Raw genomic sequence first — 12,509 nt, forward strand, 5'->3', positions numbered from 1 at the left:
ACGGGATCCGTACATCTTCACCGCGACCTCTGACGGCACGGAGATCCCCGTCCCCTGGACCCCCACCCCCCCCCCCCCCCTCCCCCCCCCCCCCCTCCCCCCCCCCACCCCCCCCCCCCCCCCCCCCCCCCCCGCGCAGCGGAATCGATACCCCTAGTCGTGCTTGAGGCTCAGGACCTCCACCGCGGCGAACGTCTCGTTGGCCGGGCGGGAGGCGTAGTGCGGGGTGAGCAGCTCGTCCAGCTCCTCGTAGGAGAAGGCCTCCTTGCCCGTGTCGAACTTGGCGGCCACCTTCGGGCGTTCCATCACGACCACGATCCCGCCGTGCACGACGAACAGCTGCCCGTTGGCCCTCGCCGAGGCCGGCGAGGCCAGGTAGCCGACCAGTGGCGCGACGTGCTCGGGGGCCAGCGGGTCGAGCTTGCCCTCCTCCGGGACCTGGAAGCCCGCGAACACGTCCTCCGTCATCCGGGTCCGGGCGCGCGGGCAGATGGCGTTGGCCGTCACCCCGTACTTGGCGAGGGCCAGGGCGGTCGAGGTCGTCAGGCCCACGATGCCGCCCTTGGCCGCCGCGTAGTTCGGCTGGCCGGCCGAGCCGCCGAGGAAGGCCTCGGAGGAGGTGTTGACGATCCGGCCGTAGACCGGGCCGCCCACCGCCTTCGAGCGTTCGCGCCAGTGCACGGAGGCGAAGTGCGTGGTGTTGAAGTGGCCCTTGAGGTGCACCCGGATGACCGAGTCCCACTCCTCCTCCGACATGGAGAAGACCATCCGGTCGCGCAGGATGCCCGCGTTGTTGACCAGGATGTCCAGCTTCCCGAAGCTGGACACCGCCAGGTCGACCAGTTCGCGCGCCTGCTCGAAGTCGGCCACGTCGCCGAGGTGCGCCACCGCCCGCCCGCCCGCGGCGCGGATCTCGGCGGCCACCTCCTCCGCCGGGGCGGCCGAGGCCTCCCCGGAGCCGTCCCGACCGGGCTGCCCGAAGTCGTTGACGACCACGCTCGCGCCGAGCCGCGCGAGCTCGATCGCCTCGGCCCGGCCGAGCCCGCGGCCGGCGCCGGTGACGACGGCGCACAGCCCCTCAAGTGGCAGTGACATGTACCGGATTCCTCTCAGAGTTCGATGCAGGTGCGCAGGGCGACACCCGTACGCATCTGGTCGAGGGCGTCGTTGATCTCGGCGAGGTGCACCCGGTGGGTGATCAGGCCCGCCAGGTCCACCCGGCCGGCCCGCCACAGCGCGATGGTGCGCTCGTACGAGCGGAGCACGTCCCCGCCCCCGTACATGGACGGCAGGATCTTCTTCTCGTCGAAGAACAGCGAGAACATGTTGATCGAGTAGTTGTCGTCGAGCGCGCCCGCGCCGACCACGACGACGGAGCCGCCGCGCCGGGTCATCTCGTAGGCGGTCTGCGTGGTCGCGGACTTGCCGACGACCTCGAAGACGTAGTCGAAGCCCTCGCCGCCCGTGATCCGGTTCTTGGCGTCGGCGAAGGCCTCCGGCGCGACCCCCTCGGTCGCACCGAAGCGCAGTGCCGCCTCGCGCCGCGAGGCCACCGGGTCCACGGCGACGATCTGCGCCGCGCCCTGCACCTTGGCGCCCTGGATGACGGAGATGCCGACGCCGCCGCAGCCGATGACGGCGACCGAGGACCCGGCCTTCACCTCGGCCGTGTTGATGGCCGCGCCGAGGCCGGTGGTCACCCCGCAGCCGATCAGCGCGGCGATGTCGTACGGCAGGTCGTCGGGGATCGGTACGGCGCACGCGGCGGGCACCACCATCTCCTCGGCGAAGGTGCCGGTGCCGGCGAAGCCGAAGATGTCCCCGCCGCCCGTGCGGCGGAAGTTGGGCGTGGCCACGTTCGCGAAGGACTCCAGGCACAGGTGACCCTGGCCGCGCTTGCACGCGGGACAGTGCCCGCACGGCGGCAGCCAGCAGACGAGGACCCGGTCGCCGACGGCGTGGGTGGTGACCCCGTCGCCGACGTCGACGATCTCGCCCGAGCCCTCGTGGCCGGGTATGAAGGGGGCGGGCTGCGGCAGTACTCCGCTCATGGCGGAGAGGTCCGAGTGGCACAGGCCGGTGGCCTTGATGCGGATCTTGACCTTGCCGGGGCCGAAGCCCGCGGTCTCCATGTCGTCGACGACTTCGAGCTTGTCCTGGCCTATCTCGCTCTGCAGTGCTGCGCGCACGGTGCGGCTCCTTGTGTGTCGCGAAGGTCGGGCGTTACGCGTGTTCGACGACGGTGTCGGCGAGGACCGGCGCGTCGTCCCGTTCGACGGCGGTCACCGAGACCCGGACCCGGCCCGGCTCCTCCCACATCCGGATCCGCAGGGTCTCGCCCGGGAAGACGATCCCGGCGAAGCGCGTGCGGTAGGCGCGGACCCGCGAGACGTCCCCGCCCAGCGCCGTGTCGACCACGGCCTTGAGGGTCATCCCGTACGAACACAGGCCGTGCAGGATGGGCCGGTCGAAGCCGGCCATCTTGGCGAACTCGGGGTCGGCGTGCAGGGGGTTCCAGTCGCCGGACAGCCGGTACAGGAGCGCCTGCTCCTCGCGGATGTGCCGCTCCTCGACGCGGTCGGGCGCCCGCTCGGGCAGCTCGGACTTGACGGAGGGCCCGCGGTCGCCGCCGAACCCGCCCTCTCCCCGTACGAAGATCTGCGCGTCGCTCGTCCACAGCGGCCCGTCGGCGTCCACGACTTCGGTGCGCAGCACGATCACGGCGGCCTTGCCCTTGTCGTAGAGGGCCGCGACCTTGGCGGAGGAGGTGGCGCTGCCCTTGACGGGGATGGGCCGGTGCAGCTCGATGGACTGGCCGCCGTGCAGGACGTGGGCGAGGTTGACCTCGATCCCGGGGGCGGCGAGGCCGCCCATCATGGCCATGCCGGCGCCGGCGACGGTCGCGAAGCTGGGGAGTACGTGGAGTTTGGACTCCAGCGTGTAGCGCAGCTCGTCGGGGTCGGTGGCAGGGATGCCTGCTCCGAGACCGAGGTGGTAGAGCTGGATGTCCTTGTGGTCCCAGGCGATGGTCCCCTGGCGGGGGTCTGCGGCGAGGGCCCTGGCGGCATCGATCGGCATTGAGGATGCTGCTCCTTGTTTCGGTTCCCGTTTGCTTCTGCTTGGAAGACCTCGGTGCGGTCGTCCGCACCGTCGGCCGCACCGAGGTCGTTTGCGGGACCGGCCGCCTTCTAGAACGCGTTCTAGGTCGGACCGGTGAAGGAATGTATAACGCACGCCCCATCACTTGGGAAGACTCCTGACTCCACGTCAGGATGACGTTCGGCGGGGCGTGTTGCCGGGCGCTCGGGCGGCGTGGGACGTGCCCCCACACCCTCGGGGCCGCTTAGGGTGGCGGGGTGAGCGAGATGCCTCGGAATTTCCGTACGGCGAGGTCGTTGCGGGTCCTGCTGGCGGAGGGTCCGGGCACGTCGGCCGGCGCGCTGGCGGTTCTGCTCGAGCTGGAGCCGGACCTCGACGTGGTCGCCCGGGTCGCGCCCGGTGCGGACGTGGGCGCTGCGGCGCTGACGGCCCGTCCGGCCGTGGCGCTGGTGGACGCGGACCGGCCGCAGGTGCTCGCGGAGGTGGCGGCGGTGTGCTGCGAGGCCCCGGAGTGCCGGGTGCTGCTGCTGGCCGGGTCGGCCCGGCCGGGCCTGGTCGAAGGAGCGCTCGCCGCGGGAGCGGCGGGGGTGGTGCTGCGGGACGACCCGCCCGGGGCGCTGGCGGACGCCGTCCGCCGCGCCGTGACGGGCGAGGCGGTCACGGACCCGACGCTGGAACCGTAGAGCCGTCGCCTGCGCGGGAGCGGGCGAGGGCGGCGAGGAGGTCGCTCTCGCCCGGGTCGGTGAACAGCCGCTTCGGCAGCGCCACGAGACACGTCCGGCGGCGCGAGCGGCCCACGAACACGTGCAGCCGGGGCGTCTCGTGGTACCGGCGCACCTCGTCCCACACGATCCGCTGCGACTCCCCGCCGCGGAACACCTCGATGCCCGCACCGTCCACCACGGCCCGCTTCTGCTCGGCGGCCCGGCCGGAGCGGAAGCCCAGGGCCACCGCCAGCCGCGGCAGGACGAGCAGCACGACGAGGCCGTACGCCACCGCCATGCCGAGGGAGACGGGGTGCACGGTCAGGCCGCCCGGGGTCGGCGACACGCTCGCCGCGCCCAGGAAGACCGTGCCGAGAGCGGCCACCGCCCGCCCCCTGCGCAGCAGCCCGGCCGCCTTGGCCGCCTCGGTGTACTCGTCCCGGGTCACGTTGCCGGTGACGCTGAAGGAGGTCTCGCGCATGTCGCTCACGGGGCCGGAGCCTATCCCCGAGCCCCCGGAGCCGCGGAACGGGTCAGCCCCGCCGCAGCAGCGTCACGACGGCCGCGCCGCCCAGGCCTATGTTGTGGGCCAGGCCGATGCGGGCTCCCGGGACCTGCCGGGGGCCCGCTTCGGCGCGGAGCTGCCAGACCAGTTCCGCCGCCTGCGCGAGCCCGGTGGCGCCCAGGGGGTGGCCCTTCGAGATCAGGCCGCCCGAGGGGTTCACCACCCACCGCCCGCCGTACGTCGTCGCGCCCGACTCCACCAGTTTCCCGGCGGCGCCCTCCTCGCACATGCCGAGCGCCTCGTACGTCAGCAGCTCGTTGATCGAGAAGCAGTCGTGCAGCTCGATCACGTCCACGTCGTCGATGCCGAGTCCGCAGGACGAGAACACCGCCCGCCCGGCCGCCGCCGTCATCGGCTTGCCGACCACGTCGATGCACGAGCCGGAGGCGAACGACTCCTCCGTGTCCGTCGTCATCGCCTGCGCGACGATCTCGACCGCCTTGTCGTGCAGGCCGTGCCGGACGACGAACCGCTCCGAGACGACCACCGCGGCCGCAGCCCCGTCCGAGGTCGGCGAGCACTGCAGCTTCGTCAGCGGCTCGTGGATCGGCTTCGCCGCCAGGATCTCCTCCACCGTGTACACGTCCTGGAACTGCGCGTTCGGATTGTTCGCCGAGTGCCGGTGGTTCTTCGCCCCCACCGCCGCCAGCTGCGCGGCCGTGGTCCCGTAGCGCTCCATGTGCTCGCGCGCCGCGTTCCCGAAGATCTGCGCGGTGGGCGGGGACATCTCGAAGCCGTGGCCCGCGGCCATGATCCCGTAGTGCCGGGCCACCGGCGAGGTCTTGAAGTCGCCGCCGTCCGCCCCGCCGCCCAGCGCCCCGCGCTTCATCTTCTCGAAGCCGAGCGCCAGCACGCAGTCGCTGATCCCGCCCTCCACGAACTGCCGCGCCATCATCAGCGCCGTCGAGCCCGTCGCGCAGTTGTTGTTCACGTTGTAGACCGGGACCCCGCTCAGCCCCAGCTCGTACGCGGCCCGCTGCCCCGCCGTGGAGGCCTGGAAGCAGTACCCCACCGGCACCTGCTCGACGTCCTCGTACGAGATCCCCGCGTCCGCCAGCGCCGCGGTCCCGGCCTCCTTCGCCATGTCCCAGTACTGCCAGTCCTTCGACTCCGGCTTCTCGAACTTCGTCATGCCGACGCCCACGATGTACGACTTCATGCCCGACAACTCCTAGTCCCTGGGGAGGCCGAGGATCCGCTCGGCGACTACGTTGAGCTGGACCTGCGTGGTGCCCCCGGCGATGGTCAGGCAGCGGGACATGAGCATCCCGTGCACCGCCCGCTCCCCCGCCCCCTCCCGTACCGCGCCCGCCGGGCCCAGCAGTTCGAGCGCGAGCTCGGCGGTCCGCTGCTGGTGCGGGGTCTGGACGAGCTTGCGTACGGACGCACCCGCGCCCGGCTCCAGCCCCGACACCTGCTGGAGCGTGGTGCGCAGCCCGATGCAGGCCAGGGCGTGCGCCTCGGCGGTGAGGGCCCCGATCCGCGCCCGGTACGCACCGTCGAGTTCCGCCGAGCGGGCGATCAGCGCCTCGAGCGCGGTGTCGAAGGTCATCTGGTCGGCCATGTGGACCCGCTCGTTGCCGAGCGTGTTGCGGGCGACCTTCCACCCGTCGTCGGCGGCGCCGACGAGGGCGTCCGCCGGCAGCAGGACGTCGTCGAACCAGACCTCGTTGAAGAGGGCCTCGCCGGTGATCTCCTTGAGCGGGCGCACGTCGATCCCCGGGGTGTTCTTCATGTCGACCACGAAGTAGCCGAGCCCCTTGTGCTTGGGGGCGGCCGGGTCGGTCCGGGCCAGCAGGATCCCGAAGTCGGCGCTGTGCGCGGAACTCGTCCACACCTTCTGTCCGTTGACCTTCCAGGAGCCGTCCGCCGTCCGCTCCGCCCTGGTCCGCAGCGAGGCCAGGTCCGAGCCCGCCCCCGGCTCGGAGAAGAGCTGGCACCAGGCGACGTCCCCGCGCAGGGTCGCCGGCAGGTACCGCTCCCGCTGCGCGTCGGTCCCGTAGGCGAGCAGCGAGGGCACGACCCAGGTGGCGATCCCGAGGTCGGCGAGCCTGACCCCGGCCGCGCGCAGTTCCTGCTGGACGACGAGCTGCTGGGCGGGCCCGGCGCCGAGCCCGTAGGGCGGCGGCAGGTACGGGGCCGCGTACCCGGTGGGGGCCAGGATCCGCCGGGCGGCCGCCGGGTCGAGCCCGCGCACGTCCTCGATGGCGGTACGGGCCTTCGCGCGGTGGGTCTCCGCGTCCGCGGGCAGTTCCAGGCGCAGCTCGCGCCGGGCTCCGGCCGCCGCCAGCCGGACGGCCCGCAGGCGGTGCCCGTCGCCGGGCCCCAGGAGCTGGCGGGCGACGACGGCCCGGCGCAGGTACACGTGCGCGTCGTGCTCCCAGGTGAAGCCGATCCCGCCGAGGACCTGGATGCAGTCCTTGGCGCAGGAGTAGGCGGCGTCGAGCGCGCTCCCGGCGGCCAGCGCGGCCACGAGCGAGCGCACCGGCGCCGGCTCGTCCCTCACCTGGGCGGCGTCCCAGGCCAGGGCGCGGGCCTGTTCGAGGCGCACCAGCATGTCGGCGCACAGGTGCTTGACGCCCTGGAACTGCCCGATGGGCCGGCCGAACTGCTCGCGCACCTTGGCGTACTCGGCGGCGGTGTGCAGCGCCCAGGCGGCGGTGCCGCAGGCGTCGGCGGCGAACAGCGTGCAGGCCAGGTCCCGGACCAGGGCCGCGTCCAGGCCGAGCAGGCGCCCGGGCGGCACGCTGACGGCGCGGGCCCGCACCTCGGCGGTGGGCCGGGTCGGGTCGGCGCTCTCGTGCGTACGGATGTCCAGTGCGGCGGCGTCCACGGCGAACCAGCACGTGCCGTGCGCGGCCTCGGCGGCGAGCAGCACGAGGTCGGCCTCCCCGGCGCCGAGCACCGGGGGTGCTTCGCCGTCGAGGAGGTACCCGCCGCCCTCGACGGCGACGGCGTTCAGGGTCCCCGGGCCGAGGGCGACCGCGCCGACCCGCCCGTCGAGGGGCTGCGCCCCGGCCCGCTCCAGCAGTACGGAGGCCAGCGCGCTCGGCAGGAACGCCCCGGGCAGCGCGGCCCGGGCGGCCTCCTCGACGACGACGGCCAGGTCGAGCAGGGTGCCGCCCTCCAGGTGCGGCTCGAGCAGCCCCTGCGCGGCCATCGCGTCCCAGTAGGCGGGGCGCACCCCGGTCTGCGGCGGGGTGTCGAGCAGCTTGCGCACCTCCTCGGGCGGCACGGCCCGCGCCACCCAGCCACGTACGGCTCCGGCCAACTCCCGCTGTTCCCCAGTGATTCCGATGCCCATGCGCGGCAGATTAGAACACGTTCCATTCTGACGGAAGGTCAGACAACCGTGTTCTTCGGCCGGGGTGCCGGATCAGCGAGTGGCGGCCTTCAGCGCGGCCCGGGCCACCTCCTTCGCCTTCGTCTCGCAGTCGCCCTTGGTGTACGGCTTCGCCTGGAGGCCCACCCAGACGGAGAGATTGCCCTCGCGGACGGAGAGGACACAGCTCCAGTCCGAACCGGGGGAGCCCCAATAGGCCTCGGTACCGAACCCGAGGCGGGGCGCCTCGCGCCGGCCGGTCGCCTCCCCTTGGAAACGCCGCCTCTGCGCCGCCGCGTTGGTGTCCGCGTTCCCGCCGAGACTCAGGTCCCACCGGACCAGTCCGGCCGGCGAAGCGGCGGTGCGGAGCCCGTCCCAGTTGCAGGCCGCCTGCACGCGCTCGGCCGTCTCGGAGCGGGTGTCACCTGCCGGCGACGCGAACGCCAGGGGCACTTTCCCGTACGCCGTCCGGCAGGTCGGGACGGCTGTGTACGCAAGAGGGGTCGTGACCCGGTCCCGTACGTACAGCGCGACCCCTGTACCGGCCACGAGGAGGACACCGACCGCCGCCAGGGCCGCGACCCGGCGCGGAGCGCGCCACGGGCTGCGGGAGCGGGGGGTGTCCGGGGGGACGGCCGGGGTGGGCGGGACGGACGGGATCAGCGGGACGCTCGGCGGGGTCTCCTTCGTGTCCGCAATGGCCGGACCCTTCTGCGGCTCGAGCGCGGGTCGGGGTACGGGGGCCGGGACGGGCGGCGCCGAGGGCTCGGCGGGGCCGTCGCCGTCGGGGTGGCCGTGGCCGTGGCCGTCGACCAGCCGGTCGATCTCCGCCCGCTGCGCGGCGATCATCCCGTACACGGCGGAGGGCCACTGCCGACCCGCCGGCGCCACCGGACCGATCAGCTCGCGCAACCGCGCCGGGCACGGCCGGGCGGCCGGGTCCTTGGCCAGGCAGCTCGCGACGACCTCGCGCAGCCCCGGCGGAACGGCGCTCAGGTCGGGCTCGGCGTGCACCACGTCGTAGAGCGTCTTGAGGGCGGAGGGTCCGGCGAACGGACTGCGGCCGGTCACCGCCATGGCCAGCACCGAGCCGAGCGAGAACACGTCGCTGGCAGGGGTGAGCGGCTTGCCCTCGGCCTGCTCGGGCGACATGTACGAGGGCGAGCCGACGACCCAGCCGGTCCGCGTCAGCTCGGTGTCGCCCTCGGCGTCGGGCTCCGTCGCCCGCGCGATGCCCAGGTCGATGACCCGTACGCCGTCCTCGGCGAGCAGCACGTTGTCGGGCTTGAGGTCCCGGTGCACCAGCCCGGCCCGATGGATTTCCGCCAGGGCGGACGCCAACCCGGCCGCGAGGCGCCGTACGACGTCCTCCGGCAGCACCCCGACCTCCCCGACGACGGCGCCCATGGACGGCCCGGCCACGAACACCGAGGCGAGCCAGGGCGTCGGGGCGTCCGCGTCGGCGTCGATCACCGCCGCCGTGTAGGCGCCGGACACCTTCCGCGAGGCCGTGACCTCACGCCGGAACCGGGCCCGGAAGCCCTCGTCGTCGGCGTAGTGCGCGAGCACCTGCTTGACGGCGACGAGCCGCCCGTCCGGCCCGGCGGCCAGCAGCACCCGCCCCATCCCGCCCTGCCCGAGCACGCCGAGCACGTCGAACGGCCCCACGTGCTTCGGTCCCGACGGCCCCAGGTCTTCCATACCGCCCTGTTCCCCCTCTCCACTCGGCCCCCGCTCAGCGGGGCATCGCCTCCAGCGCGGCCTTGGCGATCTCCTTCGCCTCGCTCTCGCAGGTCGCGGCGGGATGCTGCGGACCGCCGAGGGCCACCCGCACCAGGAGGTTGCCGTCGCTCACACCCAGCGCACAGGTCTGCCCGGTCATCGGAGTCGACCACTGCGCGCCGTCCCCCACCCCGAGACCGGTCTCGGGCCGCCCGCTGCCCAGGTTGAACCGCGTGCGCTCCGTCCCGCTGCCCGGGACGCGGCCGCTGCGCTCCACGGACCAGCTGACGGACGCGTGCGGCTTCGGCTCCTCCTCGCCGCCGACCACGTCGAAGGCCGCCCGCCAGCTGCAGCCCACGGACGACTTCACGGGCGAATCGTTGTCGCCGGACGGCCGCATCTCCTGCTGCGGCAGCGGGAGCTTCCCGGTCGCCTCCGTGCAGAGCGGCACGCTCAGGTACCGGTCCGCCTCCGCCGGCGGCGGCTCCTCCAGCGCGCGCAACCCGTACGTCACCCCGGCCCCGGCCGCCGCGAGGACGCCCGCGGCCAGCAGCAGGTTCCGCGGGCGCAGCCGCCGGCCGCGTGGCGCGTGGGCCCGCTCCGGGCGGACCGCCACCGCGGTCGCGGTCGCCGCGTCCGGGTCCGCGTCCGGGCCCCCGAGCGGGCGAGCCGTACCGTCCGGGGCCCAGAGCAGCCCGTCGATCTCCTCGCGCTGGGCGGCGGCCATCCGCTCGACCGCGGGCGGCCACTGCGTACCGTCGGCCGCGCCGGTCAGGCCCAGGATCTCCGCCGGGGACGGCCGGGCCGCCGGGTCCTTGGCCAGGCAGCGGGTGACGAGCTCGCGCAGACCCGGCGGGAGGCCGAGGAGGTCGGGTTCGCAGTGCACGACGTTGTACAGGGTCAGCACCACCGTCGCCGCCACGAAGGGGCTGTGGCCCGTCGCGGCCAGCACCAGGACCGACCCGAGGGAGAACACGTCGCTCGCCGGGGTCAGTTCACCGCCCTCGGCCTGCTCGGGCGACATGAACGCGGGCGAGCCGATCACGGTGCCGGCCTGCGTCAGCTCGGTGACCTCGCCGGGCCGGGCCACCCGCGCGATTCCGAAGTCGATCACCCGCACCCCGTCCCGGGCGAGCAGTACGTTGTCCGGCTTGAGGTCCCGGTGCACCAGCCCCGCCCGGTGGATCTCGGCGAGGGCCGTCGCCAGCCCGGCGGCGAGCCTTCGTACGGTCTCCTCGGGCAGCGCCCCGGCGCGCTCCACCACGGCCCCCAGCGAAGGCCCGGCCACGAACACCGAGGCCAGCCACGGCGCCTCCGCGTCCGCGTCGGCATCCAGGACCGCGGCCGTGAAGGCGCCGGACACCCTCCGCGAGGCGGCGACCTCCCGCCGGAACCGGACGCGGAAACCGTCGTCGTCGGCGAACCGGGCGTGCACCTGCTTGACGGCGACGAGCCGCCCGTCCGGTGCGGCGCCGAGCAGCACGCGACCCATGCCGCCCCGGCCGAGCTCGGCGAGCAGCCGGTACGGTCCCGCCGTGGCCGGATCGGACTCCTTGAGCGGCCTCATCACTTCCCCACCCGTTCCACGACCGAGGCGGCGACCTCCCGCGTGACGGCCTCACACGTGCCGGTCGGGTAGCGGGGGCCCGTCACCGAGACGTGGAGCACCATGTTGACGTCCCGTACGTACAGACGGCAGTTCGGAAACCTGTCGTCCTTGGGCGGCGGCTGCCACATACCCTCGTCGGCGAACCCGAGGTCGATGTCACGCCGGGTCTTGCCGGGCTCGTAGAAGATCTCGAGGCGCTTCCTCGCCCGCTCGGCCCCGCTGCCCGCGCCCTTCTCGGTCGAGAAGAACGTCCACTCCGCTTCGATCTCGTCACCGGTCCGGTTGGTCCAGGTGCAGCGGGCATAGGCCGAGCCGGACTGCTCGACCGGCCCGAACCCGGCCGGCTGGTCGAAACCGGACGGCACGCTCAACTCGCCCCGGACCTGTTCACAGGACGGGGGCTTCGCCGGGTACTTGTCCTTCTTCTGCCCCAGCCCTACCGACCGGACATCCAATATGAAGTCGCGGTACGTCTCCCCGAGGTACGACCGCCCCACGGTCAGCCCGGCCGCGGCCACGACGCCCACCAGGGCAATCGCCACGACCAGCGGCCGCGGCCAGCGGCGACGCCACCAGGGGACTGTTTCCGGAGCCGTTGCGGGAGCCGTTTCGGGACCCGTGGCCTGGCGCAGCAGCGCGCCCATCACGACCAGCTGGTCGTGGATCAGCGTGTTCACCGCCTCCGGCCACGGCCGCGCCGCCGGCGTCAGCCCGCCGACCCTGCTCAGCAGCTCGCGCGTGGTCGGCCGGCCGGCCGGGTCCTTGGCCAGGCACCACGCGATGACCTCGCGCAGGCGGGGCGGTACCCCGCTCAGGTCCGGTTCGGCGTGCACGACCTCGTGCAGGATGCGGGGCACCGAGCTCCCGGCGAACGGCGCCTTGCCCGTACAGGCCATGACGAGGGTCGCTCCGAGCGAGAACACGTCGCTGGCCGGGGTGAGTTCCTGCCCCAGCACCTGCTCGGGCGACATGAACGCGGGCGATCCCATGAGCGAGCCGTCGTGCGTGATCCGCGTCTGGTCGCCGACCGCCCGCACGATGCCGAAGTCGATGACCCGTACGCCGTCCTCCGCGAGCAGCACGTTGGACGGCTTGAGGTCCCGGTGGATCAGCCCCGCCCGGTGTACGTCGGCCAGGGCGTGCGCGAGCCCGGCGGCCAGCCGGCGCACGGCTTCCTCGGGCAGCGGCCCGGCGGTCTCCACGGCCCGGCTCAGCGAGGGCCCCGGCACGAACTGCGAGGCCAGCCACGGAATCTCCGCCTCGGGATCGGCGTCGACCACCGCGGCGGTGTAGCCGCCGGCCACCCGCCGCGAGGCGTCCACCTCGCGGCGGAACCGCGCCCGGAACCCCTCGTCCCCGGCCAGCTCGGCATGCACCTGCTTGACCGCGACGTACCGCCCGTCCGGCCCCACCCCCAGCACCACCCGGCCCATCCCCCCCTGGCCGAGCACAGCGACCGTCCGGAACGGCCCTATGTGCTGCTCCACT

At 73.8% G+C, this 12,509-nt stretch carries 10 protein-coding genes; 1 reads left to right on the plus strand and 9 read right to left on the minus strand.

The annotated features are described in order from the left end of the window. Window positions 1-153: 153 nt before the first annotated feature. Genes ACZ49B_RS04640 through ACZ49B_RS04650 form a run of 3 tightly spaced genes read right to left on the minus strand, consistent with a single transcriptional unit; the run spans window position 154 to window position 3,078 of the window. On the minus strand, window positions 154-1,095 hold the full coding sequence (locus ACZ49B_RS04640) for a 3-oxoacyl-ACP reductase (RefSeq protein ID WP_468300389.1): 942 nt from the start codon (window positions 1,093-1,095) through the stop codon (window positions 154-156). Between the two features lie 14 nt (window positions 1,096-1,109). After that, a complete protein-coding gene (locus ACZ49B_RS04645) occupies window positions 1,110-2,189 on the minus strand; it encodes a Zn-dependent alcohol dehydrogenase (protein ID WP_468300391.1) in 1,080 nt (359 codons plus the stop codon). 34 nt (window positions 2,190-2,223) lie between these two features. Next, the gene (locus ACZ49B_RS04650) at window positions 2,224-3,078 is read right to left on the minus strand and encodes a MaoC/PaaZ C-terminal domain-containing protein (RefSeq protein WP_468300393.1); all 855 of its coding nucleotides are present in this window, start codon (window positions 3,076-3,078) and stop codon (window positions 2,224-2,226) included. 287 nt (window positions 3,079-3,365) lie between these two features. Between ACZ49B_RS04650 and ACZ49B_RS04655 the strand changes: the two genes are divergently transcribed. After that, window positions 3,366-3,782, plus strand: a complete 417-nt coding sequence (locus tag ACZ49B_RS04655) for a response regulator (RefSeq protein ID WP_468300764.1) — start codon at window positions 3,366-3,368, stop codon at window positions 3,780-3,782. Here the strand turns inward: ACZ49B_RS04655 and ACZ49B_RS04660 are convergent. From ACZ49B_RS04660 to ACZ49B_RS04685, 6 genes are all read right to left on the minus strand, one after another. Continuing rightward, window positions 3,757-4,293: a YcxB family protein gene (locus ACZ49B_RS04660; protein ID WP_468300395.1), complete on the minus strand. Its 537-nt coding sequence runs from the start codon at window positions 4,291-4,293 to the stop codon at window positions 3,757-3,759. The genes ACZ49B_RS04655 and ACZ49B_RS04660 overlap by 26 nt on opposite strands. A 43-nt stretch (window positions 4,294-4,336) precedes the next feature. Further along, a complete protein-coding gene (locus ACZ49B_RS04665; protein WP_468300397.1) occupies window positions 4,337-5,527 on the minus strand; it encodes a lipid-transfer protein in 1,191 nt (396 codons plus the stop codon). Window positions 5,528-5,539: 12 nt separating this feature from the next. Further along, a complete protein-coding gene (locus ACZ49B_RS04670; protein WP_468300399.1) occupies window positions 5,540-7,672 on the minus strand; it encodes an acyl-CoA dehydrogenase in 2,133 nt (710 codons plus the stop codon). Window positions 7,673-7,744: 72 nt separating this feature from the next. Continuing rightward, entirely contained in the window at window positions 7,745-9,391 is a 1,647-nt protein-coding gene (locus ACZ49B_RS04675; protein WP_468300401.1) for a serine/threonine-protein kinase, read from the minus strand. Between the two features lie 34 nt (window positions 9,392-9,425). Next, window positions 9,426-10,979: a serine/threonine-protein kinase gene (locus ACZ49B_RS04680; RefSeq protein WP_468300403.1), complete on the minus strand. Its 1,554-nt coding sequence runs from the start codon at window positions 10,977-10,979 to the stop codon at window positions 9,426-9,428. Then, window positions 10,979-12,508 carry a serine/threonine-protein kinase gene (locus ACZ49B_RS04685; RefSeq protein WP_468300405.1) on the minus strand — a complete coding sequence of 510 codons (1,530 nt, stop codon included), beginning with the start codon at window positions 12,506-12,508 and terminating at the stop codon, window positions 10,979-10,981. The genes ACZ49B_RS04680 and ACZ49B_RS04685 overlap by 1 nt, the downstream gene beginning before the upstream one ends. Window position 12,509 lies beyond the last annotated feature (1 nt).

The sequence above is a fragment of the Streptomyces sp. NPDC031132 genome (genome assembly GCF_055570595.1).

Excerpts from the sequence above, each read along its gene's own strand:
- ACZ49B_RS04640 (WP_468300389.1), bottom strand. The coding sequence starts at position 1,095 with ATGTCACTGCCACTTGAGGGGCTGTGCGCCGTCGTCACCGGCGCCGGC.
- ACZ49B_RS04675 (WP_468300401.1), bottom strand. The coding sequence starts at position 9,391 with ATGGAAGACCTGGGGCCGTCGGGACCGAAGCACGTGGGGCCGTTCGAC.
- ACZ49B_RS04670 (WP_468300399.1), bottom strand. The coding sequence starts at position 7,672 with ATGGGCATCGGAATCACTGGGGAACAGCGGGAGTTGGCCGGAGCCGTA.
- ACZ49B_RS04665 (WP_468300397.1), bottom strand. The coding sequence starts at position 5,527 with ATGAAGTCGTACATCGTGGGCGTCGGCATGACGAAGTTCGAGAAGCCG.
- ACZ49B_RS04680 (WP_468300403.1), bottom strand. The coding sequence starts at position 10,979 with ATGAGGCCGCTCAAGGAGTCCGATCCGGCCACGGCGGGACCGTACCGG.
- ACZ49B_RS04655 (WP_468300764.1), top strand. The coding sequence starts at position 3,366 with ATGCCTCGGAATTTCCGTACGGCGAGGTCGTTGCGGGTCCTGCTGGCG.
- ACZ49B_RS04650 (WP_468300393.1), bottom strand. The coding sequence starts at position 3,078 with ATGCCGATCGATGCCGCCAGGGCCCTCGCCGCAGACCCCCGCCAGGGG.